This window comes from Vibrio sp. 3-2(1) (assembly GCF_963887575.1).
GTDB lineage: Bacteria > Pseudomonadota > Gammaproteobacteria > Enterobacterales > Vibrionaceae > Vibrio > Vibrio anguillarum.
Window position 1 is genome coordinate 146,841 of sequence record NZ_CAWPGB010000033.1, and the last position, 26,739, is coordinate 173,579.

Annotated in this window: 26 protein-coding genes; 23 read left to right on the top strand and 3 right to left on the bottom strand. The window is 44.1% G+C overall.

Annotation, left to right across the window (positions count from 1 at the left end):
* Positions 1-49 precede the first annotated feature (49 nt).
* The 10 genes from lon to pyrF all read left to right on the top strand — a co-directional run bounded on the left by lon (position 50) and on the right by pyrF (position 10,690).
* Positions 50-2,401 carry an endopeptidase La gene (lon, locus tag AACQ79_RS11725; RefSeq protein WP_013857184.1) on the top strand — a complete coding sequence of 784 codons (2,352 nt, stop codon included), beginning with the start codon at positions 50-52 and terminating at the stop codon, positions 2,399-2,401.
* A 195-nt stretch (positions 2,402-2,596) separates the two neighbouring features.
* Positions 2,597-2,869 carry an HU family DNA-binding protein gene (locus AACQ79_RS11730; RefSeq protein WP_026027116.1) on the top strand — a complete coding sequence of 91 codons (273 nt, stop codon included), beginning with the start codon at positions 2,597-2,599 and terminating at the stop codon, positions 2,867-2,869.
* A 157-nt stretch (positions 2,870-3,026) separates the two neighbouring features.
* Positions 3,027-4,886, top strand: coding sequence for a peptidylprolyl isomerase (gene ppiD, locus AACQ79_RS11735; protein ID WP_170899130.1), 1,860 nt, complete (start codon positions 3,027-3,029; stop codon positions 4,884-4,886).
* A 136-nt stretch (positions 4,887-5,022) separates the two neighbouring features.
* Complete coding sequence (locus AACQ79_RS11740; RefSeq protein ID WP_017044597.1) at positions 5,023-5,322, top strand: ComEA family DNA-binding protein; 300 nt, start codon at positions 5,023-5,025, stop codon at positions 5,320-5,322.
* A gap of 163 nt (positions 5,323-5,485) precedes the next feature.
* The gene (cmk, locus tag AACQ79_RS11745) at positions 5,486-6,166 is read left to right on the top strand and encodes a (d)CMP kinase (protein WP_013857180.1); all 681 of its coding nucleotides are present in this window, start codon (positions 5,486-5,488) and stop codon (positions 6,164-6,166) included.
* Between the two features lie 103 nt (positions 6,167-6,269).
* Positions 6,270-7,940: a 30S ribosomal protein S1 gene (rpsA, locus tag AACQ79_RS11750; protein ID WP_013857179.1), complete on the top strand. Its 1,671-nt coding sequence runs from the start codon at positions 6,270-6,272 to the stop codon at positions 7,938-7,940.
* A 76-nt stretch (positions 7,941-8,016) separates the two neighbouring features.
* Positions 8,017-8,301, top strand: a complete 285-nt coding sequence (gene ihfB, locus AACQ79_RS11755; RefSeq protein ID WP_010317449.1) for an integration host factor subunit beta — start codon at positions 8,017-8,019, stop codon at positions 8,299-8,301.
* A gap of 141 nt (positions 8,302-8,442) precedes the next feature.
* Positions 8,443-8,718, top strand: coding sequence for a LapA family protein (locus AACQ79_RS11760; RefSeq protein WP_017044598.1), 276 nt, complete (start codon positions 8,443-8,445; stop codon positions 8,716-8,718).
* 19 nt (positions 8,719-8,737) lie between these two features.
* A complete protein-coding gene (lapB, locus tag AACQ79_RS11765; protein WP_026028046.1) occupies positions 8,738-9,907 on the top strand; it encodes a lipopolysaccharide assembly protein LapB in 1,170 nt (389 codons plus the stop codon).
* An 87-nt stretch (positions 9,908-9,994) separates the two neighbouring features.
* Positions 9,995-10,690, top strand: coding sequence for an orotidine-5'-phosphate decarboxylase (pyrF, locus tag AACQ79_RS11770; protein ID WP_094151449.1), 696 nt, complete (start codon positions 9,995-9,997; stop codon positions 10,688-10,690).
* Between the two features lie 80 nt (positions 10,691-10,770).
* On the opposite strand, the gene AACQ79_RS11775 is transcribed toward pyrF, so the two are convergent.
* Positions 10,771-11,535 (bottom strand): hypothetical protein, encoded by a 765-nt coding sequence (locus AACQ79_RS11775; RefSeq protein ID WP_013857174.1) that lies wholly within the window; start codon positions 11,533-11,535, stop codon positions 10,771-10,773.
* Positions 11,536-11,834: 299 nt separating this feature from the next.
* Here AACQ79_RS11775 and cysB point away from each other — a divergent pair, with 299 nt between their 5' ends.
* Complete coding sequence (gene cysB, locus AACQ79_RS11780; protein ID WP_010317444.1) at positions 11,835-12,809, top strand: HTH-type transcriptional regulator CysB; 975 nt, start codon at positions 11,835-11,837, stop codon at positions 12,807-12,809.
* A 79-nt stretch (positions 12,810-12,888) separates the two neighbouring features.
* Positions 12,889-14,085, top strand: a complete 1,197-nt coding sequence (locus AACQ79_RS11785; RefSeq protein WP_170899131.1) for a methyltransferase — start codon at positions 12,889-12,891, stop codon at positions 14,083-14,085.
* A gap of 59 nt (positions 14,086-14,144) precedes the next feature.
* Here AACQ79_RS11785 and ald read toward each other — a convergent pair whose 3' ends face one another.
* On the bottom strand, positions 14,145-15,269 hold the full coding sequence (gene ald / locus AACQ79_RS11790) for an alanine dehydrogenase (RefSeq protein ID WP_017041996.1): 1,125 nt from the start codon (positions 15,267-15,269) through the stop codon (positions 14,145-14,147).
* Positions 15,270-15,425: 156 nt separating this feature from the next.
* Here ald and lrp point away from each other — a divergent pair, with 156 nt between their 5' ends.
* Positions 15,426-15,920, top strand: a complete 495-nt coding sequence (gene lrp / locus AACQ79_RS11795) for a leucine-responsive transcriptional regulator Lrp (protein ID WP_010317439.1) — start codon at positions 15,426-15,428, stop codon at positions 15,918-15,920.
* 187 nt (positions 15,921-16,107) lie between these two features.
* Entirely contained in the window at positions 16,108-18,993 is a 2,886-nt protein-coding gene (locus AACQ79_RS11800; RefSeq protein ID WP_170899132.1) for a DNA translocase FtsK, read from the top strand.
* A gap of 101 nt (positions 18,994-19,094) precedes the next feature.
* On the opposite strand, the gene AACQ79_RS11805 is transcribed toward AACQ79_RS11800, so the two are convergent.
* A complete protein-coding gene (locus AACQ79_RS11805) occupies positions 19,095-19,262 on the bottom strand; it encodes a hypothetical protein (protein WP_017041998.1) in 168 nt (55 codons plus the stop codon).
* Between the two features lie 306 nt (positions 19,263-19,568).
* On the opposite strand from AACQ79_RS11805, the gene htpX reads away from it, so the two are divergent.
* From htpX to AACQ79_RS11850, 9 genes are all read left to right on the top strand, one after another.
* Positions 19,569-20,432, top strand: a complete 864-nt coding sequence (gene htpX / locus AACQ79_RS11810) for a protease HtpX (protein WP_017044602.1) — start codon at positions 19,569-19,571, stop codon at positions 20,430-20,432.
* Between the two features lie 220 nt (positions 20,433-20,652).
* The gene (locus AACQ79_RS11815; protein WP_170899133.1) at positions 20,653-21,072 is read left to right on the top strand and encodes a nuclear transport factor 2 family protein; all 420 of its coding nucleotides are present in this window, start codon (positions 20,653-20,655) and stop codon (positions 21,070-21,072) included.
* Positions 21,069-21,791, top strand: coding sequence for an SDR family NAD(P)-dependent oxidoreductase (locus tag AACQ79_RS11820; protein ID WP_013857166.1), 723 nt, complete (start codon positions 21,069-21,071; stop codon positions 21,789-21,791). The genes AACQ79_RS11815 and AACQ79_RS11820 overlap by 4 nt, the downstream gene beginning before the upstream one ends.
* Positions 21,792-21,821: 30 nt before the next feature.
* On the top strand, positions 21,822-23,096 hold the full coding sequence (locus AACQ79_RS11825) for an NAD(P)/FAD-dependent oxidoreductase (protein WP_170899134.1): 1,275 nt from the start codon (positions 21,822-21,824) through the stop codon (positions 23,094-23,096).
* On the top strand, positions 23,096-23,836 hold the full coding sequence (locus AACQ79_RS11830; protein WP_170899135.1) for a DUF1365 domain-containing protein: 741 nt from the start codon (positions 23,096-23,098) through the stop codon (positions 23,834-23,836). The genes AACQ79_RS11825 and AACQ79_RS11830 overlap by 1 nt, the downstream gene beginning before the upstream one ends.
* Before the next feature lie 57 nt (positions 23,837-23,893).
* A complete protein-coding gene (locus AACQ79_RS11835; protein ID WP_170899136.1) occupies positions 23,894-25,141 on the top strand; it encodes an SAM-dependent methyltransferase in 1,248 nt (415 codons plus the stop codon).
* A complete protein-coding gene (locus tag AACQ79_RS11840) occupies positions 25,141-25,638 on the top strand; it encodes a DUF2878 domain-containing protein (protein ID WP_170899137.1) in 498 nt (165 codons plus the stop codon). Before AACQ79_RS11835 ends, AACQ79_RS11840 begins: the two co-directional genes overlap by 1 nt.
* Positions 25,616-26,194 carry a chalcone isomerase family protein gene (locus tag AACQ79_RS11845; protein ID WP_170899138.1) on the top strand — a complete coding sequence of 193 codons (579 nt, stop codon included), beginning with the start codon at positions 25,616-25,618 and terminating at the stop codon, positions 26,192-26,194. Before AACQ79_RS11840 ends, AACQ79_RS11845 begins: the two co-directional genes overlap by 23 nt.
* On the top strand, positions 26,191-26,718 hold the full coding sequence (locus AACQ79_RS11850) for a DUF3833 domain-containing protein (protein ID WP_170899139.1): 528 nt from the start codon (positions 26,191-26,193) through the stop codon (positions 26,716-26,718). The genes AACQ79_RS11845 and AACQ79_RS11850 overlap by 4 nt, the downstream gene beginning before the upstream one ends.
* The last annotated feature ends 21 nt before the right edge of the window (positions 26,719-26,739 follow it).

Here is a 26,739-nt window from a genome sequence, read left to right on the forward strand (position 1 = left end):
GTTAGCCCCCATATACTCGGTAATCAGTTGAAGCGGAAGAGAGAATAATATGAACTTGGAACGTTCCGAGCGTATCGAGATCCCCGTACTACCTCTACGTGACGTGGTGGTTTATCCTCACATGGTCATTCCTTTGTTTGTTGGCAGAGAAAAATCCATCCAATGCCTTGAAGCGGCGATGGATAACAACAAGCAAGTGTTACTTGTGGCACAAAAGCAAGCGGAAACCGACGAACCGAAAATTGAAGATCTTTTTGAAGTCGGGACAGTTGCAACGATTTTACAACTTCTGAAATTACCTGACGGTACCGTGAAAGTGTTGGTTGAAGGCCAACAGCGAGCGAAAATTGATCGCTTCATCGAGCGTGAATTTTTCTCCGCAGAAGCGCAGTATCTTGTCACTCCTGAGTTGGATGATAAAGAGCAGGAAGTCGTCGTTCGCAGCGCAATCAACCAATTTGATGGTTTTATCAAACTCAATAAGAAAATCCCGCCTGAAGTATTAACGTCGTTAAATGGGATTGATGAAGCAGCGCGTTTGGCTGATACCATCGCCGCTCACATGCCATTGAAATTGATTGAAAAACAAAAAGTTCTCGAAATCGTTGATGTCAGTGAACGTTTGGAATTTTTAATGGGACAAATGGAAGCGGAGATCGATCTATTACAGGTTGAAAAACGCATTCGTGGTCGCGTTAAAAAGCAGATGGAAAAATCTCAGCGTGAGTATTACCTCAACGAGCAGATGAAAGCGATTCAGAAAGAATTAGGTGAGATGGATGACGCACCTGATGAATTTGAAATGCTGAAGAAGAAGATTGACGATTCCAAAATGCCGCAGGAAGCGCGCCAAAAAACGGAACAAGAGCTGCAGAAATTAAAGATGATGTCTCCAATGTCTGCAGAAGCAACCGTTGTGCGTAGCTATATTGATTGGATGGTCAATGTTCCTTGGGCAAAACGTTCAAAAGTTAAGAAAGATTTGGCAAAAGCTGAAGAGATTTTAAATGCCGATCACTACGGTTTAGATCGTGTCAAAGAGCGTATTTTAGAATATCTCGCGGTACAAAGTCGTATCAACAAGCTGAAAGGGCCAATTTTGTGTCTTGTTGGTCCCCCGGGCGTTGGTAAAACGTCTCTTGGCCGCTCGATAGCGGCGGCAACAGGTCGACAATATACCCGTATGGCGTTAGGTGGAGTGCGTGATGAAGCAGAAATTCGTGGTCACCGCCGTACTTACATCGGTTCTCTACCGGGTAAGTTGATTCAAAAAATGGCGAAAGTTGGCGTGAAAAACCCACTGTTCCTGCTTGATGAAATCGACAAAATGTCTTCAGATATGCGTGGTGACCCATCTTCCGCATTGTTGGAGGTGCTTGACCCTGAACAAAATAGCACCTTTAACGATCACTATTTAGAAGTTGACTATGACTTGTCTGATGTCATGTTTGTTGCGACATCAAACTCAATGAACATCCCAGGTCCGCTGCTTGACCGTATGGAAGTTATCCGCCTTTCCGGATATACAGAAGACGAAAAGCTGAATATTGCTAAACGCCATCTAGTGACTAAGCAAGTTGAGCGGAATGGTTTGAAGCCTCATGAAATTGTTATCGAAGATTCAGCCATCATTGGTATTATCCGTTATTACACACGTGAGGCGGGCGTACGAAGCTTAGAGCGAGAGATTTCAAAAATTTGCCGTAAAGCGGTGAAGAAAATCTTGTTGAATAAAGACATAAAAACCGTGGTAGCCAACCAAGAGAATTTAAAAGAGTTTCTAGGTGTGCAACGTTGTGATTTTGGCAAAGCCGACGATAGTAACCAAATTGGCCAAGTTACGGGTTTAGCATGGACAGAAGTAGGCGGTGATTTGCTGACTATTGAAACCGAATCAATGCCTGGCAAAGGCAAGTTGACGCAAACTGGTTCTCTGGGCGAGGTGATGCAAGAATCCATTCAAGCTGCGATGACGGTGGTTCGCGCACGCGCCGAGAAATTAGGGATTAACGCTGATTTCTATGAAAAGCGTGACATTCACGTTCACGTGCCAGAAGGCGCAACACCAAAAGATGGCCCAAGCGCGGGTATTGCTATGTGTACGGCGCTTGTCTCTAGCTTGACGGGTAATCCTGTGAAAGCGGAAGTCGCGATGACGGGTGAGATAACGTTGCGTGGTGAAGTATTACCTATCGGTGGTTTGAAAGAAAAACTGCTCGCAGCACATCGTGGTGGTATCACCACCGTATTGATCCCAAAAGAGAATGAGCGTGATTTGGAAGAGATCCCTGCAAATGTGATTGCTGATCTAAAAGTCATTCCCGTTCAATGGATTGATGAAGTTTTGAAGATCGCACTTGAACGAGACCCTTCTGGGGTTGAATTTGAAGCTAAAAAATAGTGATGTGCAGCAAAAATAAGTAAAAGATCACGCTGATAGGCTTAAAAAGGCTTGTCAGCGTTTTTTTTGGGCGCTAACGTAAGCCCCTATAGCTTGCAGCCCAGATGTAATAAGGCTTCAAGCTAGTTTGGGAACTTAATGGAACGAAAAGTCACCGTTAAAAAATAATAATGGGTGACGCAAAGGGGAATCACAGTGAATAAAACACAATTAGTAGAAAAAATCGCAGAAAACGCTGACATCTCTAAAGCATCGGCAGGCCGTGCTCTTGATGCATTCATCGAAGCCGTTAGTGGCACTCTTCAATCTGGCGATCAAGTAGCGCTTGTTGGCTTTGGTACATTTAGCGTTCGCACTCGTGCAGCGCGCACGGGTCGTAACCCTAAAACGGGTGAAGAGATCCAAATCGCAGAAGCAAAAGTACCTGCTTTCAAAGCAGGCAAAGCGCTTAAAGACGCTTGCAACTAATCAAAATCGTTATTTTTTGCGGCTTAAGCGCAAAATTAATTCGAACCTTTTGAAATTATGCGCATCCTACTGATGCGCATTTCTTTTTCTGATATTATCGCGCTATTCAATTTTTAGGCTGAAGTGTGAAGCTTCTTATCCGGAGAGCAGTTAGATTATGATGGATCGATTACGCGAAGGCGTGAACAGCATCGCGGTGAAAATTATTCTAGGAATGATTATCTTATCATTCGTATTCGCAGGTGTCGGTAGCTACTTGGTCAGCGGTGGCAGTAATGCTGCGGCTAAAGTTGGCAATAGTGAGATTGGCCGTGGTGAATTTGAACAAGCGTACCAGAACGAGCGCAATCGCATGCAATCCCAATTAGGGGATTATTTTGCTAACTTGCTCGCTGATCCTCAGTATGTCGAGTCATTTCGTAAGTCAGTGCTTGATCGTATGGTTAACGATTTATTGTTGGAGCAGCATGCACAATCACTAGGTTTACGAGTAAGCGATGATCAGGTTCGTAAAATGATTTTAGACATGCCCCAATTCCAGACTGGCGGTAAGTTTGACCAAGAAATCTATCAAGCGGCTCTTCGCCGTGCAGGTTTCTCTGCTGAAAGCTTTGCAGAATATCTACGTCGTGATCTTATCCGTAACCAGTTACTTAGTGCTATCCAAGGTAGTGAATTTACGTTGCAGAGTGAGGTTAATCAGCAAAGTGAACTGATCTCTCAAACCCGTGATATCCGTGCGCTCACATTGTCACTCAGCGACTTTGCTAAAAATGTTGAGTTGAGTGATGAAGAAATTACTCAATATTATCAACAAAATGCAGAGCGCTATACCCGTCCAGAGCAGGTTAAAGTGGCTTATATCGAGCTTTCTGCCCAACAATTGAAAAACCAAATTGTAGTGTCTGATGAACAGGCCGAGCAGTACTACCAAGAGCATTTAGACAAATACTCCACTCAAGCACAGCGTAAAGTAAGCCATATTTTGGTTCAAGGTGATGATAAAACTAAAGCGCAGGCGATTCTCGATGAACTGAATGCTGGCGCTGATTTCGCGACTTTAGCGAAAGAAAAATCAGAAGACGTAGGAAGCGCAGAAGAGGGTGGTTCGCTAGGTTGGATTGAACATGATGTGATGGACCCAGCTTTTGAACAAGCAGCCTTTGCTATCGAACAGATAGGGGATATCACAGGGTTGGTCAAATCTGAATTTGGCTATCACATTATCCGTCTTGATGATGTTAAAGCCCCTATCGCACAGCCCTACGCACAGGTTGCCTCTGAAATCAAAGCTGAAATGGTAGACCAAAAGGCCGCAGATCAGTTTTATGAGTTGCAGACTAAGCTAGAAAAAGTGGCATTTGAATCACCTGACTCTCTGGATGAAGCAGCAAACGCTATCTCAGCTAAGATTCAGAAAACCGATTTTATTTCTCAGCAAGATGCGCCTGAAATTCTTAAAAATCCAGCTGTTCTTCAAGCTATTCTAAGCCCAGAGGTAAAAGAAGATAGGCTCAATTCTGAGGTATTAGAAGTTGCCCCAGAACATGTTATCGTTGTTCGTGTTGATGATGCTCGGGAACAAATAGTTCTTCCTTTGGCTGAAGTGAAAGAGCAAGTGGTTACTCAGCTTTCTAAAGTCAAAGGCGAACAACAAGCGATTGAGTTAGCCACAAAATTGATTGATACCCTAAAGCAAGGTGACCAATCCTTATTGGAACAGCGTGGGTTAAAATTTGCTGAGTTGGAAATGATTGATCGTAGCTCTCCATTGGCGAGTACGGTGTTTTCTCTCCCTAAACCCGCTACAGATAGTGTGGTTTACGGTCAAGCGAAAGCAATGAACGGTGATATTGTTCTTGTTGAACTACATAAGGTTGAGGCTAAAGTCACACCTCAGTACAACGATCAAATTACGGCTCAGTTAGAGCGCATCGGTAGCCAACGTGATTTGGCTGCGATACTTACAACTTTGCGTAAAAATACAGACATTGAATATTATGTTGTGAGCCAATAAAGGCTAGTAATGTAATTGATATGAAACTCAAAATGGGCTGCTTATGCAGCCCATTTCAATTTCTACCTTTTTGATTCCCTCTCATTTCCAAGCTCAATTAATATTGGTACCCATTAATAAACAAGGAAATGTTCATATGAAATTGAAAACAAAACTCGGGTTGTTACTTCTAAGTATCGTATTGCCTCTTTCACCGACATTAGCAGAAGAAAAGGTGGTAGAAACGCACCAAGGCATTGAAATTACGGTTAATATAAATCAGGCTTCCGCTGAGGAAATTGCTACTTTGTTAAAAGGTATTGGACTTAAAAAAGCACAAGCGATTGTTGAATATCGTCAACAAAATGGCGATTTTAAAACCAAAGAAGATCTGAGCTTGGTGAAAGGCATTGGTGCCGCTACTGTCAGGCAAAACGCTGAGCGTATCATTTTATAAAAGTCTCTATCAAAAGCGTCGCCCCCTAAAAGCGACGCTTGTATCACTGTGAAATTTCAGTCATATCACCATTCCTTCCTAGCGCCTGTAACGGATAAGCACTATAATTTGTCGCCGACAAAAGCGAGCAAGCAAGCCGCATAAAAACTAAGTGGAGTAAATCATGTCCTCTCACACTCCGGTAATTACCGTAGATGGACCAAGTGGTGCAGGTAAAGGCACTCTTTGTATGTTGTTGGCTAAGAAATTAGGCTTTCATTTGCTCGATTCTGGAGCTATTTACCGCGTTCTTGCATTGGCGGCGATTCACCACGGTGTGGATACGGAGTCGGAAGAAGCGCTTGTTCCTCTGGCGACACATTTAGATGTCCAATTTATCGCAGAAGGCGACTTGGTTAGAGTGATTCTTGAAGGTGAGGACGTATCGAAAGAATTGCGCAAAGAAGAGACAGGAATGGCGGCATCAAAAGTAGCGGCATTGCCTAGAGTTCGTGAGGCATTATTACGTCGCCAACGAGCCTTTGCGAAAGGGCAGGGGCTGGTTGCTGATGGACGTGATATGGGCACCGTTGTGTTTCCTCAAGCAGAAGTGAAAATATTCCTCGATGCCAGTGCGCAAGAGCGAGCCCAACGTCGCTTTAAGCAGTTGCAACTCAAAGGGCTAGATGTTAAATTTGACGCCCTTTTAAGCGAGATCCAAGAGCGTGACGACCGAGATCGTAACCGCCCAGTGGCCCCATTACGCCCTGCAGAGGATGCGCTATTGCTTGACTCAACCTCAATGTCTATCGACGAAGTTGTAGAAGAAGCATTACAATACGTAGAATCTAAGCTGGCAGAGTAGTTCTGCTAGGTAAGAGCGTCGGTCGCAAGGATGATGACTGGCGAATTTAATAACCCCATGCGGTAGGATACCCATGGAAGTTTAATTATTGAAGATTAAATAAATGACTGAATCTTTTGCTCAACTCTTTGAAGAGTTTTTAAACGAAACACAATTTCAACAAGGTACAATCGTTAAAGGTACTGTAGTCGCTATCGAGAATGGTTTCGTTCTTGTTGACGCTGGTCTTAAGTCTGAGTCTGCTATCCCTGCTGAACAGTTCAAGAACGCTGCTGGCGAACTTGAAGTTGAAGTTGGTTCTGAAGTAGACGTTGCTCTAGACGCTGTTGAAGATGGTTTCGGTGAAACTCAACTTTCTCGTGAGAAAGCTAAGCGTCATGAAGCTTGGATCGTTCTTGAGAAAGCTTACGAAGAAGCTGAAACTGTTATTGGTATTATCAATGGTAAAGTTAAAGGTGGCTTCACTGTTGAACTAAACGGTATCCGTGCTTTCCTTCCAGGCTCTCTTGTTGACGTGCGTCCTATCCGTGACACTACTCACCTAGAAAACAAAGAGCTAGAGTTCAAAGTTATCAAACTAGACCAGAAACGTAACAACGTTGTTGTTTCTCGTCGTGCTGTTATCGAATCAGAAAGCAGCGTTGAACGTGACGAACTTCTTGAAACTCTACAAGAAGGCACTGAAGTTAAAGGTATCGTTAAGAACCTTACTGACTACGGCGCATTCGTTGACCTTGGTGGTGTTGATGGTCTTCTACATATCACAGATATGGCTTGGAAACGCGTTAAACACCCATCAGAAATCGTTAACGTTGGTGACGAAATCCTAGTTAAAGTTCTTAAGTTTGATCGTGATCGTACTCGCGTATCACTAGGTCTTAAGCAACTTGGCGAAGATCCATGGGTAGCTATCGCTAAGCGTTACCCAGAAGGTCATAAACTATCTGGCCGTGTAACAAATCTAACTGACTACGGCTGCTTCGTTGAAATCGAAGAAGGCGTTGAAGGTCTAGTACACGTTTCTGAAATGGATTGGACTAACAAGAACATCCACCCATCTAAAGTTGTTAATGTTGGCGACGAAGTTGAGGTTATGGTTCTTGATATCGACGAAGAGCGTCGTCGTATCTCTCTAGGTCTTAAACAGTGTAAAGCTAACCCATGGCAGTCATTCGCTGAAGCGCAAGCTAAAGGCGACAAAGTTACTGGTAAGATCAAGTCTATCACTGACTTCGGTATCTTCATCGGTCTAGACGGCGGCATCGACGGTCTAGTTCACCTATCTGACATCTCTTGGAACGTTCCTGGAGAAGAAGCGGTACGTGATTACAAGAAAGGCGATGAAATCTCTGCAGTTGTTCTAGCAGTAGATGCAGAGCGTGAGCGTATTTCTCTTGGCGTTAAGCAAATGGAAAACGACCCGTTCAACGCATATGTTGCTGATAACAAAAAAGGTACTCTAGTTAACGGTACTGTTACTGCAGTTGACGCGAAAGGTGCTACAATTGAACTTGTAGACGGCGTTGAAGGTTACATCCGTGCTTCTGAAGCATCTCGTGACCGTATTGAAGATGCGTCTCTAGTCCTAAGCGTTGGTGACAGCGTTGAAGCGAAATTTACTGGTGTAGACCGTAAAAACCGCGTAATCAACCTATCTATCAAAGCTAAAGATGAAGCTGATGAGCAAGAAGCAATGGCTACTCTGAACAAAGCTGATGAAGGTGCGTTTGGTAATGCTATGGCTGATGCATTCAAGGCTGCTAAAGGCGAATAATCTAACTCGCTAAAAGGGGCCGTAAGGCTCCTTTTTTTTCAGTTAGTGCCTACTTTGATAAGTAATGAGGGAAACTATGACTAAGTCTGAATTGATAGAAAGACTCTGTGCTGAGAAGACGCACCTATCTGCTAAAGAAATTGAAGACGCTGTGAAAGATATTCTTGAACATATGGCATCAACTTTAGAAAGCGGAGAGCGAATCGAAATTCGCGGATTTGGTAGTTTCTCTTTGCACTATCGTGAGCCTAGAGTAGGTCGTAATCCTAAAACCGGTGATAAAGTGGTGTTGGATGGCAAATTCGTCCCTCATTTCAAGCCAGGTAAAGAGTTACGTGAGCGAGTTAATGAGAATATCTAAAGCGATTTAGAGAGTATTCTAAAAAACGGCATACAGCTTAAGTATGCCGTTTTTTTAAGAAAGGAATCCATAATAGACATGGTTTGTAAGGCCATTTTCCTGCATAATCAGACCAGATCAATACTGGATAGGTAGTGGCATATGAAAATTATAAAAATCGTTCTAATTCTTGCACTTTTTTTGATTGCTTTAGCATTAGGGGCTCAAAATCAAGCAGTTGTGACGTTTAACTATTTGATCGCTCAAGGCGAATTTCACCTGTCTACTTTACTTGGCACTGTCTTTGTCTCTGGTTTTTTACTTGCTTGTTTGCTTGGCAGTAGCTTCTACTTCAAGTCTCAGTTGCAAGTTAGAAAGTTGAATAAGCAACTGAAAAAGCAAACAGCAGAGAACAGCTCTGTAACAAGTAAAGCGTAGTGAAATAAAGGCTGACTTGATGTTAGAAATTCTCTTCTTGCTATTACCGATTGCCGCCGCCTACGGCTGGTATATGGGAAATCGTAGTGCTCAGCAAGACAAGCAGAAACACTCTCACCAAATTTCTCGTCAGTATGTGACGGGTCTTAACTTACTGCTTTCTGATCAATCAGATAAGGCCGTTGACCATTTTATCGAGCTACTCCAAGTAGACAATGAAACGATTGACACCCACTTAGCGCTGGGCAACTTATTCCGTTCAAGAGGAGAGGTTGATCGTGCTATCCGCATCCATCAAAATCTCATATCTCGTTCAAGTCTTACTATTGACCAAAAAAATCTCGCCTTACAACAATTGGCAAAAGATTATATGGTGGCAGGTTTTCTCGACCGCGCTGAAAAAATATTTGAACAACTGATTGAAGAGCCCGAACACAAAGAAGCGGCGTTGCAACAATTGGTTTCTATTTACCAACAGACTCGAGAGTGGCATAAAGCTATCGATTACGCTTATGCGTTGGTAAAATTAGGCAGAAAAAGGATGCACAGTGTTATAGCCCATTTTTGGTGTGAACTTGCAATGCAAGAGAAGGCTGAAGGACGCGATAGCAAAGCGATTCAATATCTTAAAAAAGCGCTGTCTGAAGATCCGAAATGTGTACGCGCAACGATCTCTTTAGGTAAGCTGTATCTTGAAAATGATGACTACCGTCATACAATCCAGTATATGCAAATGGTCTTGGAGCAGGACATTGATTTTATCGGCGAGGTATTGCCTACGCTTGCTGAGTGCTATCACCATATTGGGAAAGAGGGTGAACTTGTTGAGTTTTTACGCGAGTGCATTATCAATGAAGCTGGAGTGTCAGCTGAACTGATGCTCGCACAGTTGGTGGCACAACATGATGGTGCTGGAGCTGCACAGGAACTTTTGACACGGCAATTGGTTAAAAATCCGACCATGAAGGGTTTCTACCGTTTAATTGACTACCATCTCATCGAAGCAGAGGAAGGTCGAGCGAAAGAGAGCTTGTCGACCTTGCAAAAGTTGGTAGGTGAGCAACTAAAAGTAAAACCTCACTACCGATGCAGAAAGTGTGGTTTCTCAACCCATTCTCTCTACTGGCACTGCCCATCATGTAAGAATTGGGGTTCAATTAAACCTATCCGTGGTTTGGATGGTGAATAGAGTTCATGTACTGGAGTTACTGATCGACTCGAAAACTGCAGCTTATGAAAGCTGCATTTTTTTAGCTTAATTATTTTAGGAGTGAAAATGAAAGACCAGAGAGTAATTGTCGCGTTGGATTATGAGCAACAAGCGGAAGCGTTAGCTTTTGTTGATAAAATTGACCCCAACAGCTGTCGATTAAAAGTGGGCAAGGAGATGTTTACCCTGTTTGGTCCCGATTTTGTGCGTGAGCTACACAAAAGAGGTTTTTCGGTATTCTTAGACCTAAAGTTTCATGATATTCCCAACACGTGCTCTAAAGCCGTACGTGCGGCGGCTGAGCTTGGCGTATGGATGGTGAATGTTCATGCCAGTGGTGGGGAGAGAATGATGTCGGCGTCTCGTCAGATTCTTGAACCTTATGGTAACGATAGACCACTACTTATTGCTGTCACAGTACTAACCAGTATGGAACAATCTGATCTTCGTGGTATTGGCGTCGATGTTGCGCCTAAAGAGCATGTAATGCGTCTGGCTAGCCTAACTCAAAATGCAGGGTTAGATGGAGTGGTATGCTCAGCTCAAGAAGCGCACATGCTTAAGAGCCATCTTGGTCAAGAGTTTAAATTAGTTACGCCAGGGATCCGCCCTATTGGTTCTGAAGTAGGAGATCAAAGACGTATTATGACTCCGAGTGAGGCCATAAAAGCTGGTTCAGATTATCTAGTCATCGGTCGCCCAATTACTCAGGCAACAAGACCGGATGAAGTCCTAAAAGCGATAAATGATACGTTAATTTAAATTAATGTTTTCTTTACGTTGTTGTATGAAAAAGGTCGCTTATGCGACCTTAAAAATATTTCCTAAGCAAAAATAATGGGCTACCATTTTTTCTTTTCACCAAACAGTGCTTCCATATCACTATTTCTCTCGTTATCTTCAATTTGTTGAAGATCTGTTGCACTTTTTGTTTGGCGTCGTTTTTCTAAGTCATCATACATTGACTGAAGTTTTTCACGAGCTTGATTGGAATAAGCATCATTTTTTGAGCTCAGAACATCGATCCCTTTACGCAATAGCTGAATCGCAGTTCCGGGTTGCCCACGAACGATCGAATCATTTGCTCGCTTAACAACATTTTCAATGTTGATTCGAATTTGTATTGTTTCTAGACGCGCATTTTCAGCGACGTAAGATTGTGTTTCAAAACGTCCTTTATTGTGCTCACTACGAATCGTGTCTCTTAAACGTTTCACTAGTTTAAGCATAATCAAAGCTTGTTTATCGCTGGTGGGTACTTTAAACGTTGTACTGTCACCACCTGGGTGGTTTTCTTGTAAATGCTTAATTTGCCCTTTCATATGCTCAATGCGTTGTGCCAACTGCTTATTTTTCGGGTCAAGCTCATACATACTAAGCAGGGCATCAAGGATACGGGTATTTAAACACACTAAGAGTTCTTTACTAAACGGCATGTGGTGTGCGTTGCCGATAAGGTCTTCTGTCGCATCAATAATGGCGATATATCGAGTCGACTCCTGCTTTTTAGCTGACTCGACCTTTACTTTGTATTGAAGCATGATGTTATAGCCAAGGACTAACACCAGCAAAACTGCTACAAGAGCAATGATTAAACCTATATTCATATAATCCGTATCTTTATTAGAATTCAGTGGCTCGCAATTAAGAATACACGATCCTTAGTTATCACTACACCTTCAAATTGACTATTTTTATTATTCCTGTTTTAACCCCTAAAAACTGCCTTTTATTGCTTAGATTGGGCGATAGTTGGCAAAAATTTAGTCAGCTACGCAAAATACTTACTTTTTTCTTCGCTCTTGAATCATCAAGCTTTGAATTGAGAGTGTTAAGCGTTATAACTAATAATTATAAACTATGATTGAAAGATCTGGATCTTTGATAATGGATTACGGGGCCAATAATGAAGTTACAGCAGTTAAAATATATTGTTGAAGTGGTTAATCACAACCTGAATGTCTCAGCAACTGCGGAAAGCCTTTATACCTCTCAGCCAGGCATTAGTAAACAGGTTCGTTTACTCGAAGATGAATTGGGTATTCAAATTTTTGAGCGTAGCGGTAAGCACCTGACACAAGTCACGGGTGCAGGTGAAGATATTATTCGTATCTCACAAGAGATCCTTTCACGTGTGGAAAGCATTAAGGCCGTGGCAGGGGAGCATACGCACCCTGAGATGGGTACGCTGAATATTTCAACGACTCATACACAAGCTCGCTACGCGTTACCTGATGTAATCAAAGGATTCACTGCGCGTTATCCGAAAGTGTCGTTACACATGCACCAAGGTACTCCAAGTCAGATGTCGGAAGCGGTTGCAAAAGGCACCGCTAATTTTGCGATAGCAACAGAAGCGCTTCATCTGTACCAAGATGCCATCATGCTACCTTGTTATCATTGGAATCGTTCTATTGTTGTGCCTAAAGATCATGCTCTTGCAAAAAAAGAACGGGTAACGATTGAGGATTTAGCCGCGTATCCATTGGTCACTTACGTGTTTGGTTTTACTGGTCGTTCAGAGTTAGACACTGCATTTAATCGCGTAGGGTTAACGCCGCGAGTTGTCTTCACCGCCACCGATGCGGATGTGATAAAAACTTATGTCCGAATGGGAATTGGGGTGGGTGTTATCGCAAGTATGGCGATAGATAAATCACGCGACACCGATCTTATCGCGATTGATGCCAGCCATCTTTTTGGTGCGAGCACGACTAGCATTGGGTTTCGCCGAGGCACATTCCTGCGCTCTTATATGTTTGACTTTATGGAACGTTTCGCGCCTCATCTTACTCGCCCTGTCGTCGAACGGGCTACCTCGTTAAAATCGAATATCGAAATAGAAGAGATGTTTAAAGACATTGAATTGCCAGTTCGTTAAGCAAATTTTGATCATTTAAAACGAAACACTTCCTAATTAAACCATCACCTCCTAGAATTGGCCTTTCTAGGGGGGATGTATGCGCGCGCTTTTCAAACATATCGATGCTTTTTTAATTGAAAATCAACGTTTTTGGCGATTTGAGCCCTTTCATCATAGTGGCTTAGACAGTTCACCTTGGAAACATTCAGACCATAGGCTGGATCAGTGGTTGCAAACGCTATCTTTGGACAGTATCGATAGCTTAAAGTCATCGCCGCAAGTGCTCATTGAGCAACTTCATCCGTATATCGAGGGGTTAAAAGAAGCGGATATCATGATTAGGCTTCAAGATGCCCCTCGTAATACTCAGCAAGCACTCAGCCCTTACTTAGAGCAGGGGATCCCTGGCAGAAAGCTAGAACAAATTCGTTTAATGAGCGAATCACTCCTCTCTAGGCATTCAGGAACGGAATGGCTAGAGTGGTGCGCGGGTAAAGGCTTTTTAGGTCGAATTATCGCAGCGCAGTCAAAACAAAAAGTCACTAGTTTTGAATATCAGTCGCAGCTCTGCCATGCAGGACAAGCATGCGCCGATGAACATGATCTTCCGATGCAATTTATTCAAGGGGACGCTTTTGAGCCGCAAGCGTTTGGCGTTTTCAATACCAATCAACATGCCGTCGCTTTACATGCCTGTGGTGATCTCCATGTTCGCCTACTTGAATATTCCGTTGCTCATCGCTTGCCTGCGATTACGTTTTCACCATGTTGCTACCATTTAATCAAAGCCGATAGCTACCAACCCATGTCCAGCTACGGTCGTACTTCTTCTCTTGCCCTGTCCAAAGAAGAGCTACGTATTCCGCTACAAGAAACCGTTACGGGGGGAGAGCGGGTTCGCCGTCATCGTTTGCAAGAAATGACGTTTCGTTTGGGTTTTGATTTGTTGCTAAGATCTGAGCTTGGGCATCATCAATATTGCCCAATTCCGAGCCTCAAAAAATCACAACTAGCCGAAGGATTTTTAGCTTTTTGTTATTGGGCGGCGGCACAAAAAGGCATCGTATTACCAGAAGTGGATTGGCCTGCTTATGAACGTAAAGGCAAGCAGCGTTTTTGGCAGATGGAAAGGATAGGCTTAGTACAACAGGCATTTCGCCGCATGATTGAGCTTTGGTTGGTATTGGATAAGGCACTTTATCTTCAAGAGCAAGGCTATGAGGTGCAGATTGAGCAGTTTTGCGCTAGGAAAGTAACGCCACGCAATATATTGGTTCACGCTTTTAAAAAATGAAAGCCAAGCGCATGATGCACTTGGCTAAGAATTGAGAGCCCTACCGCAAATTGTTATCGTTAGTTAAACAGAGCGATAGCTTCAGATGGGTCAAGATATTCAAGGTTGAAACTCTCGGCGACCTCTTTACAGGTGACCTTTCCGTGTATCACGTTTAAACCTTCTAGGAATCCTTTATCCTCTAATAATGCACGTTGATAACCTTTATTGGCCAGTTTAACAATGTAAGGCAACGTAGCGTTATTCAAGGCGAAAGTTGATGTGCGAGCCACAGCGCCTGGCATGTTTGCGACGCAGTAATGAACGACGTCATCAACGATATAGGTCGGGTCATCATGAGTGGTAGCATGTGAGGTTTCAAAGCAGCCGCCTTGGTCAATTGCCACATCAACGACCGCAGAGCCAGGTTTCATTCTAGAAATCAGATCTTTAGTTACGAGTTTAGGAGCTGCTGCTCCGGGGATCAGTACTGCGCCTATTACTAAATCGGCTTCGAGGACGTATTTTTCAATCGCATCCTTTGTTGAATACACGACTTTAGCGTGACCTTGGAATTCTTCATCGAGTTTACGCAGCATATCAACACTTCGGTCGAGAATCGTCACATCAGCACGCATTCCGACAGCAATTCTGGCTGCGTTAGCACCGACTACACCACCACCAATCACCACCACTTTTGCTGGTGCGACTCCGGGTACACCACCCAGTAACAAACCACAGCCCGCGTGTGATTTTTCTAAACACTGCGCACCTGATTGAATAGACATTCGACCAGCGACTTCAGACATTGGTGCTAATAGTGGCAAGCGACCCATATTATCTGTTACAGTCTCGTAGGCTATACAGACAGCTTTGCTCTTGATTAGCTCCTCAGTTTGTGGAAAATCTGGAGCTAGATGTAAATAGGTAAATAAAATTTGGCCTTCGCGGAGCATTGCTCGTTCAGCAGCCTGAGGTTCTTTGACCTTAACAATCATTTCTGCTTTCGCAAAAATGTTAGAAGCAGTAGGAAGAATGGATGCGCCTACAGCGATGTAATCATCGTCTGAAAAGCCGATGCCGGAACCGGCATTTGTTTCAACATAAACTTGGTGACCGTGTGAGACAAGTTCGCGCACGCTTGCGGGAATCATGCCCACACGATATTCGTGGTTTTTGATTTCTTTAGGAACTCCAATGATCATCCTGACTCCTTAGGTTTTTTTGGTTGTTATAACTATATGTAGGGTTGTTGTTTCGAATTTGTGACTAGTATAGATGTGAATGTGTAAAATTTGATACTGAATATTAAAAAGTTGTAGTATATATTTTTGCAAGGAAGTAATAAGGTGGAATAAAAAATGGCAGACAACTATAAAAGGCCGTCCAAGGATTTAGACCGTATCGATCGCAATATTTTGAATGAATTGCAGAAAGATGGTCGTATTTCGAATGTAGAATTATCAAAACGAGTGGGTTTATCTCCAACCCCCTGTTTAGAGCGTGTACGTCGTTTAGAGCGTCAAGGTTTCATTACCGGTTATACCGCGTTGTTGAATCCACAATATCTTGATGCTTCGCTGTTGGTATTTGTGGAAATTACATTGAATCGCGGTGCACCTGATGTGTTTGAACAGTTTAATACTGCGGTTCAAAAACTGGATGACATTCAAGAATGCCATCTTGTTTCGGGTGATTTTGACTATCTTCTCAAAACTCGAGTCTCTGACATGGGGGCGTATCGTAAATTGTTGGGTGATACGCTATTGCGTTTGCCCGGAGTCAATGACACTCGCACTTATGTTGTGATGGAAGAAGTGAAGCAAAGTAACCAGTTGGTTATCAAAACTCGATAACGCCAGATTGTCTGAATAGTGGTACTTCTTTCCACATTCTGACGTTCGCCAATTGGGTTTTTAACCTTGATGTGGTTAAATCACACAACAAACCGAGCGGCTTTTGCCGCTCGGACTGTTTTCACCCAAACCAACGCATCAAGCCGCAATAAACCTTGAGTGTTGGCGTTAATCAGAATCTAGGTTTATGTTCAAAGAGAACCAAAATAAAGTTGAGACCATTATTAAGACCAGCGAAGAGCCTCAGTCTTCACGCCTCAATGGATCGCAGCGTCTGAAAGAGTGCGGGCTTATTGTCGCTGTGCTTGCCTCTGTGCTTCTTTCCATCGCTTTATTAACATTTAGTCCCGCCGATCCTTCATGGTCGCAAACCGCATGGGGAGGCGATATTGAAAATGCAGGCGGTATTATTGGCGCATGGATTGCCGATACCTTGTTCTTTATTTTTGGCTCGCTGGCCTACCCAATACCGCTCATGATTACCGTACTAGCATGGGTTTTTCTGCGTAAAAGAGAAGAGAATGAACCCCTTGATTTTGTGCTGTGGGGAACGCGTTTACTCGGCTTAACCATCTTGATTTTGACCAGTTGTGGCCTTGCGGATATCAACTTTGACGATATTTGGTATTTTTCATCTGGTGGTGTGATTGGGGATGTCTTAACCAGTTTGGCGCTGCCAACGCTTAATTTACTAGGCTCAACCCTAGTATTGCTCTTTTTATGGGGCGCTGGTTTTACGCTGCTAACGGGTATCTCCTGGCTAAGCATCGTGGAATGGTTAGGCACGATGAGTATTTCTCTTGGCGTTGCGTTGATCAATCGATTACGTGGTGAGAAAGATGAAGATATTGCGCCCGTTTTGTCGCCAATGGAGTTGTCGCCGCTTGAATCATCATCCGCAGACTTAGCCGTTGTTGAGTCTAGTTCGCCAAATGAAGAATATGTCAAATCAGCCCTCGATGCGTTTGGGGCCGAGCAATACACGCCTGCGGTAGGGGTTGAAGAAGAGCTGGAACAGACTCACTCGCCAAGACGTTTTAATATTCACATGCCAGCGGCCAAAACTCAGGCTGACACTTCTCCTGAATTCAGTGAAACTCACTCAGATGAAGCGCCATTTGATCGCAGCAAGCAGCTTAGTGCAACGATTGAAGAGTTAGAAACTGTTGCGTTGGAAGAGGATGACCTTGCTCTTTCATCGGCAGACTGGGTAGATGAAAGAGCTAATGAGCATCAAGCATTAGCCAGTGCCGACCTCGATGCCAGTCAAGAAGCTCAGCAATATGCATGGGCAGAGGACGAAGAGGTGAGCGAGCCGTCGCTTACGATGACAGAAGTTGATCTTGATGTGTCGCGTGTTGAACCGGTTATTTCCAATTTAGATGTGCTGGATGAAGATGAATCAGATCAAGCGTTGGCTGCTGATCTTGATGTGATGTCAGAAGATGACGAGCCACCGTTAGGCCAGCAAGATAGCGATGTGACGGCTTTTCAGAACATGGTGTCTTCGGCTCAGGCCAATATGGCGGCCAAGCAAAACCCATTTTTAATGCAAAAAGAGACTAACCTGCCTAAACCGACGGAGCCACTACCGACGTTAGAGCTTCTGTATCACCCAGAAAAGCGTGAACACTTTATTGACCGAGAGGCATTAGAGGAGGTTGCTCGTTTGGTTGAATCTAAACTCGCGGATTACAAAATCCAAGCGCAAGTGGTTGATATCTTTCCGGGGCCGGTTATCACTCGTTTTGAATTAGATTTAGCTCCAGGCGTAAAAGTGAGCCGTATTTCTAGCCTATCGATGGATTTGGCGCGTTCTTTATCGGCAATGGCGGTGAGGGTGGTTGAAGTGATCCCCGGTAAACCTTATGTTGGTCTTGAACTGCCAAACATGAGTCGTCAAACCGTCTATTTGTCAGATGTTATAAAAAGCCGTCAATTCCAAGAAGCGAAATCACCCACGACCATCGTTTTAGGGCAAGACATTGCAGGCGAAGCATTGGTCGCGGATTTAGCCAAAATGCCGCACGTGTTGGTGGCTGGTACTACAGGCTCAGGTAAGTCGGTTGGGGTCAACGTGATGATCCTCAGCATGCTTTATAAAGCGAGCCCAGAAGACGTTCGCTTTATTATGATTGACCCGAAAATGTTAGAGCTATCGATCTACGAGGGTATTCCTCACCTGTTGGCTGAAGTCGTGACTGACATGAAAGACGCATCAAATGCTTTACGTTGGTGTGTGGGTGAAATGGAACGTCGTTATAAATTAATGTCTGTGCTTGGTGTGCGTAACATCAAAGGCTTCAATGACAAGCTAAAAATGGCTGCTGCTGCTGGCCACCCCATCCACGATCCTTTATGGAGAGAAGGGGACAGTATGGAGAGTGAACCGCCGCTGCTGGAAAAACTGCCTTACATTGTCGTTGTTGTTGATGAATTTGCTGATCTGATGATGGTGGTGGGTAAAAAAGTAGAAGAGTTGATCGCGCGTTTGGCACAAAAGGCTCGAGCTGCGGGTATTCACCTTATTTTGGCCACTCAGCGCCCATCGGTTGATGTGATCACCGGTTTAATCAAAGCGAATATTCCGACCCGCGTTGCGTTTACCGTTTCGACTAAAACCGACTCAAGAACTATTTTGGACCAAAGTGGTGCGGAATCACTGCTCGGTATGGGCGATATGCTCTATCTACCACCGGGTTCTAGCCACACGATCCGGGTTCACGGTGCGTTTGCCTCGGATGAAGATGTGCATGCGGTGGTAAACAACTGGAAAGCACGCGGTAAGCCGAACTACATAGAAGAGATCACTTATGGTGACCAAGGACCAGAAGCCTTGCTACCCGGTGAGAAGATGGAAAGTGATGAAGAAGTGGATCCGCTATTTGATCAAGTGGTTGAACATGTAGTGGAAACGCGTCGAGGTTCAGTTTCAGGTGTACAACGCCGATTTAAAATCGGTTACAACCGCGCTGCAAGAATTGTAGAGCAGCTGGAAGCACAAGGTATTGTGAGCGCTCCCGGCCATAATGGTAATCGCGAAGTTCTATCGCCAGCGCCGCCGCGAGATTAATCACGGTCATTGTAGGCAACACAAACAAAACAGCGCCACCCATGATGCCATGAGCGGCGCTGTTTCAATTTAGCTAGCATAAACTCTCGCCAGCCTAACGGCTATTTTTCTTGCATCAGCCCCATCAGTGCTTGTTGCGTGTCAGATATTTGCTGCTGCGCGGATGGTGTACTGCCAATTCCCAATTGTTGTTTAGCTTCATCTTCAGAGAGACCTAAGTGGCAACACAGTAAATCAATCGCCATTTGATAGTTGCTCGTTTCAGCCATGATGCTGTCCTTTGTCCGTCGAAAATGTCTGTTTCCCATGCAATGTAGTCACTTTAGCTGGGACTCTCAATACGACCAAAGTCTTATGCGTTCAATTGCCTACGGCGTGCTGTAAGGGTAGGTTAACCATCTTGCTGTTCAATAACAGATTTTAGAAAACTCGGCGTCAGACATTAAATGTTTCAATTTATCGCTTAACCTTGTTTTTCAAATCTTAGACTATATGTATATGAAAAATTGTGTAGGTTCATGCTAGCGTCGCTTGCAGCCTACACTCATAATAAGCTTTTCATTCGGAGATAAGTAATGAAGCGAGTCATGTTATTTCTAGCAACCAACCTTGCGGTGGTTCTGGTTCTTAGCCTTGTATTAAATATTGTTTATGCTGTGACGGGGATGCAGCCTGGCAGTTTATCTGGCTTGCTTGTCATGGCCGCGTTGTTTGGTTTTGGCGGCTCATTTATTTCATTATTGATGTCAAAGAGCATGGCTCTGCGCTCGGTAGGTGGAATGGTGATTGAAAGTCCACGTAACGAAACTGAGCACTGGTTATTGCAAACTGTAAGTCGTCAAGCTCAGCAAGCGGGTATTGGTATGCCAACGGTAGCAATTTATGATTCACCGGACATCAACGCTTTTGCAACCGGCGCTAAACGTGATGATTCTCTCGTCGCTGTTTCAACGGGGCTATTGCACAGCATGACGCGTGACGAGGCCGAAGCGGTATTGGCGCATGAAGTGAGCCACATTGCCAATGGCGATATGGTTACGATGACTTTAATGCAAGGAGTGGTTAACACCTTCGTTATTTTCTTATCGCGCTTTATCGCAAACATCGTGTCGTCTCGTGATTCAGAAGAGGGTGGCGGTAGCAATATGATGGTTTATTTTGGAATCTCTATGGTGCTGGAATTGGTATTTGGCTTCCTCGCGAGCTTTATTACGATGTGGTATAGCCGTCATCGCGAATTCCACGCCGACGCAGGTGCAGCAAAGCTTGTGGGTAAACACAAGATGATTGCGGCGTTAGAGCGTTTAAAAATGGGGCAAGAATCTCAATTAGAAGGTTCCATGATGGCTTTTGGTATCAACGGTAAACGTTCAATGACGGAATTATTGATGAGTCACCCGCCGCTTGATAAACGCATCGCCGCTTTGCGCAATAGTTAATCTAAGCTAACTAAAAAGAGAAGGCCAGCGAATTACGCTGGCCTTTTTGATCGTCGTAACTATTGGAATTTTGGTCTTTATTTTCTTTTTTGATCTTAATTCCTTGCAACCACGTATGCATTGAAAAGATACAAAGTTATACAAGAAATATTTTGTATAACTAAGCGACTTGTACTATTTTGTACATGTGAAGTTTTTGTATAACTTATGGAAACGTACAATGGATGTCGAATCGGTTGCTCAAGTTTATCGTCAACTCAACAAAGAGAACTTGCCTTTATTACGTCAGGTTTATCACGACAATGTCCTTTTTGAGGATGCCGCTCATCGAATAGAAGGTTGGTGTGCGCTATCGGATTATTTTGCTCGTTTGTATCAGAACGTAGAGCGTTGTGATTTTACCATCCATGATCACCAGCAAGTCGGTGACTGCGGCTTTCTCACATGGACTATGTCTTTGCAGCATCCTCGGCTAGCTCGTGGAAAACTTATACAAGTGCAAGGGATGAGCCATCTCAAGTTTCAAGACAACCAAGTTATTTATCACCGTGATTACTTCGACTTGGGAGAAATGCTCTATGAGCACATTCCGCTGCTGGGAAGTGTTATTCGTTCGATCAAACAGAGGTTAGGGCAATGAAGAGTGTACTTATCACGGGAGCCACTTCTGGTATTGGTTATCAGCTAGCTGTTGATTATGCAAAAACGGGTTGGCAAGTTATTGCTTGTGGGCGTAACCAAGCCAAGCTTAATCAAATGCATCAAGAGTATCCGCAGATCCAAGGCATTGCGTTTGATATTACCGATTTTGAGCAAACGAAATCGGCTTTATCGCAACTGCCTTTTACTCCTTCACTGTGGATCCTCAACGCTGGCGATTGCGAATACATCGATCATGGTCAAATGGATTCACTTCGGTTTAAGCGTGTGTTTGACGTAAACGTTTTGGGTTTAGCTCATTGCATTGAGGCGATACAGCATCACTTTGTTGCTAACCACCGTGTGGCGATCGTTGGTTCCATCGCCAGTGAAATCGCGCTGCCAAGAGCAGAAGCCTATGGCGCTTCTAAAGCGGCGGTTAGCTACTTAGCACGCTCGCTCATGCAAGATTGGCGAGCGCAAGGTGTTGCTGTGACGATGATCTATCCTGGGTTTGTTGCCACGCCTTTGACTGATAAAAATAGTTTTTCGATGCCAATGATGGTCAGTGCCGAGTATGCATCGCAGGCGATTCGCCGTGGGTTGGAAAAAGGCAAAACCACCCTCTATTTTCCGGCCCGTTTTACGAGCCTATTACGTTTGATTGGCAGCTTACCTTACGCATGGCAAGGCAAATTAGTTGCGGCATTACTTAAATAACGAGCTGTTTTGTAATTAAAGGAATTGAGTATGAAAATCGCCATTATTGGTAGCGGTATTTCCGGTTTGACATGCGGTTATTATTTGCATAAACATCATGATGTTACCGTGTTTGAAGCCAATCATTACATTGGGGGGCATACCGCCACCGTCGATATTGAGCTCGATGGTCAAAATCATGCAGTTGATACTGGTTTTATCGTGTACAACGACCGGACCTACCCAAATTTCATCGCAATGATGAATGAAATTGGCGTAAAAGGCATTCCGACTCAAATGAGCTTCAGTGTGCGCAATGATGCGAATGGGCTGGAATATAACGGTCATACCGCAACTACGTTGTTTGCACAAAAGCGGAACTGGTTAAACCCTGTCTTTTATCGCTTTATTTTTGAAATCATTCGCTTCAATCGGTTAGCGAAACAACAAGCAGAACAAGCGCATCAATCAATGCAAACCTTAGGTGATTTCTTATTTGAGCACCAATTTTCTGACTATTTTTGTGAAAATTATATTTTACCGATGGGAGCGGCAATTTGGTCATCTTCCTTGGCTGATATGCGGGTTTTTCCGTTAAGTTTCTTTTTGCGTTTCTTCCTCAACCATGGCCTGCTAGAGATCACTAACCGACCACAATGGTATGTGGTTGAAGGCGGATCGCGCGCGTACATCGAACCCTTGACGCAAGGTTTTAAAGATAAGATTCATCTTGATAGCCCAGTTACACAAGTCAAACGCGGCTCGGCAGGTGTCGAGCTCATTGTTAATGGGCAATCACACCACTTTGATCATGTAATTTTTGCATGTCACAGCGATCAGGCATTAGGTATGTTAGAGCAACCGACAGAGGCTGAGCAAGAAGTGCTCGGTGTAATGCACTATCAAGCCAATGAAGTCACTTTACATACCGATACATCACTGCTGCCTAAGCGAAAAGCCGCTTGGGCAGCTTGGAACTATTGGCTTGATGGCAGTCCAGATCAAGAGTCGCGTTTACCAGCGCTGACCTACAATATGAATATCTTGCAGCATATTAAAGGCGCTCATACTTTTTGTGTATCGCTCAACAGTGGTGACCGTATTGCTGATGAGAAAGTTTTACGACAGTTTACTTATCACCACCCGGTATTCACCACGCAATCTATCGCGGCTCAGCAACGCAAGCCTGAAGTTAACGGTGTGAATAACACTTGGTACTGTGGCGCTTATTGGCGCAATGGTTTTCATGAAGATGGCGTGACCAGTGCGCTGGATGTGGTGACACAACTTGAAGCGCAAGCGCAGCAGTTAAAAGGCGCGGCGTGATGGAGACTGAACCCAACAGTTGTTTGATGGTTGGCATGGTACGTCATCGACGCTTTACACCGATTGAACATGCGCTCAATTATCCATTGTTTATGCCGTGTATTGATCTCGATGAACTGGAGCAACTGAGTGATTCAATTTGGGGGTTTGGCGAAAAATGGTGGCACTGGGCGCGTTTTCAGCGAGCCGATTATCTTGGTGAAGGGGATTTAAAACAGTGCATACAAGATAAAGTTCATGAGCTGACGGGCGACCGCTGCTCTGGAAAGGTGATGGCAGTATGTCACCTTCGTTATTTAGGAATCTATTTCAGCCCGGTTAATTTCTATTATCTTTATGATCAACAAGGTGAATGGCAATATTTGTTGGCCGAAGTGAGTAATACACCTTGGAATCAACGGCACTACTACGCGGTGAAAGCACAAGCGGGAGAAGAGCAGCAACAGTGGCGTCATCAAAAGGCGTTTCATGTTTCTCCCTTCAATCCTATTGATCAGCAATATCATTGGAAGTTGAAGCCGCTTGGTTCGTCATTGAGTGTGCATTTGGAATGTCACAAAGAAGGTAAAGTTTTCGATGCGACTTTATCGATGAAGGCACAACCATTTAATTCAAAAAATTTACTCAAGTTATTGATCAAAACACCCGTGATGGCCGTAAAAGTGACAATCGGTATTTACTGGCATGCTTTAAAGCTGTGGCTTAAAGGAGCACCTTTCTACTCCAACCCACATTCATAAATACGCAAGATCTATACAGAGACAGTGTCTAAATAACAATAACAAGGAGAAGGCTCAATGCTTAATTCACAAACTCTCGCGTTGCCCAAGCAACTGACAGGGTTGCAAAAGAGTGCAAGAAGCTTCATTTTTCGCTGTCTACAGCGTTTAGACGTCGGCACTTTAACCATCATTGAAACCTTTTCCAATGAAGGCGCGTCCAGTCAGGAGACTTTTGGCGTACTTAAAGAGCATCAACCCCATGCAACTATTGAAATACATCACCCTCATTTTTATGCTCGTTTATTAAAAGGGGGTAGTATTGCAGCGGGTGAAGCTTACATGGATGGTTGGTGGGATAGCCCGAATTTGACCAGCCTAATGGAACTGATGGCTCGTAATGTCAGTGCATTAGATGGCATTGAAGCTCGCAGTAGTGTGTTGACCAAACTTTTTTATAAAGTCAGCCATTGGCTCAACCGAAATTCAATCGATAAAGCCAAAGAGAATATTCATGCCCACTACGATCTAGGTAATGATCTCTACCACACCTTTTTAGACAGTAATATGCTCTATTCCAGCGCGTTGTTTCTGCATCCGGATGAAACGTTAGAGCAGGCGCAAATCAATAAAATGGAACGTTTGTGCCAGCAGTTGCAACTCAAAGCAAGCGACCACGTGATTGAGATTGGCACCGGTTGGGGCGCGATGGCGATTTACATGGCCAAAACTTACGGTTGTCAGGTCACGACGACGACCATTTCTGAAGAGCAGCATTACTACACCGCGCAGCAGATAGAGCGGCAGGGGCTGGAGAGTCAAATCACCTTGCTCAAGCAAGATTACCGCCTGCTACAAGGTCAGTATGATAAATTAGTCTCGATAGAGATGATCGAAGCGGTCGGTAAAGAGTACCTCGCCTCTTATATTGAAAAGTGCCAGTCACTACTAAAACCCAATGGTTTGATGGCGATTCAAGCCATTACCATTGCTGATCAACGTTATGATTATTACAGCAATAATGTCGATTTCATTCAGAAATACATTTTCCCCGGCGGTTTTTTACCCTCAATTACTGCATTGACAACGGCGGCGACACAGCACAGTGATTTAGTGGTTCGCAACCTGTTTGATCTTGGTCCTGATTATGCGCATACGCTTGCTCATTGGCATCACCGTTTTGAGCTTGCAAAACATCAGGTTTCACAACTTGGGTATGATGAGCGATTCACGCGTATGTGGCGTTACTATTTCTGCTACTGCGAGGGGGGATTTTTAGCAAAATCCATCAGCACTGTACATATGACTTTGCAAAGACCGATGTAATGAAGACGCTGTTTGCTGTCTCTCTTTGGTTTCAAGCGATCTGGTTTGTTGCTGTGTTGGGGACAGAACGTTTGCAGTGGTTGGCATTGACCATGATGTTAGCCGCATTGATGTTTTCCTTGCGGCACTTCTCTTATCCTTTGGAAAGGGTGATTGCGTTAACCATGTTGGGTATTGTTATCGATACCCTTAATCAGTATTTCGGATTATTACGCTTTGCTACTAATGACTTTCCCATTTGGTTAATGGTGTTGTGGGGTGCTTTTTCTTGGTATGCCTCCCATTTAGTGGTGCTGCTGAAACGTTATCCATCCAAACTCATTTGTTTGGTGGTCGGCGTGTTAGGTAGTTTAAGTTATTGGGCGGCAGAACGTTTAGGCGCTGTACATTTTGATTGGCCATTGGGTTTGACTATGGCCATCTTGTGGCTGCAGTGGGTGATGATCGGTGCATTGATACTTAGGATATTTAGCGATGATGTTAGCAAAGAGAAATAGGCTAAGAAAATTCAACCTGTTACTGATAGTGATTGCCTTTCACAGCTTGGTGAATAATGCTTTTGCGGCGGTGGCAGACGATAAACTGACCGAGTGGCAAACTTGGCCAGTGATTGGCCAAGCGAATTTAAGCTGGTTATGGCTAGATATTTATTTCTCGCAGCTGCGTACCCCATCAGGGCAGTACGATCAAGGATGCGATTTATCACCCCATCCCTTGGCGCTTGAAATTGAATATCAGCGCGACATCAGTAGTAAACAGCTGGTGGAATCGACCGCAGAGCAGTGGCAAAAACTCAAATTAACCGAGCAACAAATTGCACCGTGGCTGGTGCACCTATCGTCCATTTTTCCCAGCGTTACTGAGGGCGACCGCTTGATTTACACCTCCGATGGGCAGCAGGGCGCTTTTATTTTTCATCCTAAGAATGGTGTTCAAGCTCAGGTTGGTACAGTAGTCGACGAAGCGTTAAATGACGCCTTTCTCGCGATATGGCTGTCGCCACAGACGCAATACCCACACTTACGCAAACAATTGATAGGAATGCAACCATGAAAGCGATAGCCAGACGCAGTTATCTGTTACTTCTACTTTGGTTAGTGGGGTGCAGCGCTGATCTCACTCAATACCAATCCACGCAACCTAAGTTTGATCTATTTGAATACTTCTCTGGTCGAACGTTCGCATGGGGGATGGTGCAAGATTATACGGGGATGCAAACGCGTCGTTTCGAGGTTGCCATCGACGGAACAGTTGAGGGGAATAAACTCACTTTGGTTGAAGACTTCAATTTTGATGATGGTGAAAAAAGCCAAAGAGTATGGGTGATTGAACGTTTTGCTGATGGAAAATATATCGGCCAAGCGGATGATGTATTAGGCCAAGCCCAAGGGGAAGAAGTGGGTAACGCTTTGCGTTGGCAATATGATTTTTCCTTACCTTATGGTGATTCTACGCTAACCGTTACCTTTGACGACTGGCTTTATCGGCAAGATGAAAAGCGGGTGTTTAACCTGACTAAAATTAAAAAATTTGGTATCGAGGTCGGTAAACTAACGCTGTTCTTTGAAAAACACTAAGGCTCCGTAAGGAGCCTTAGT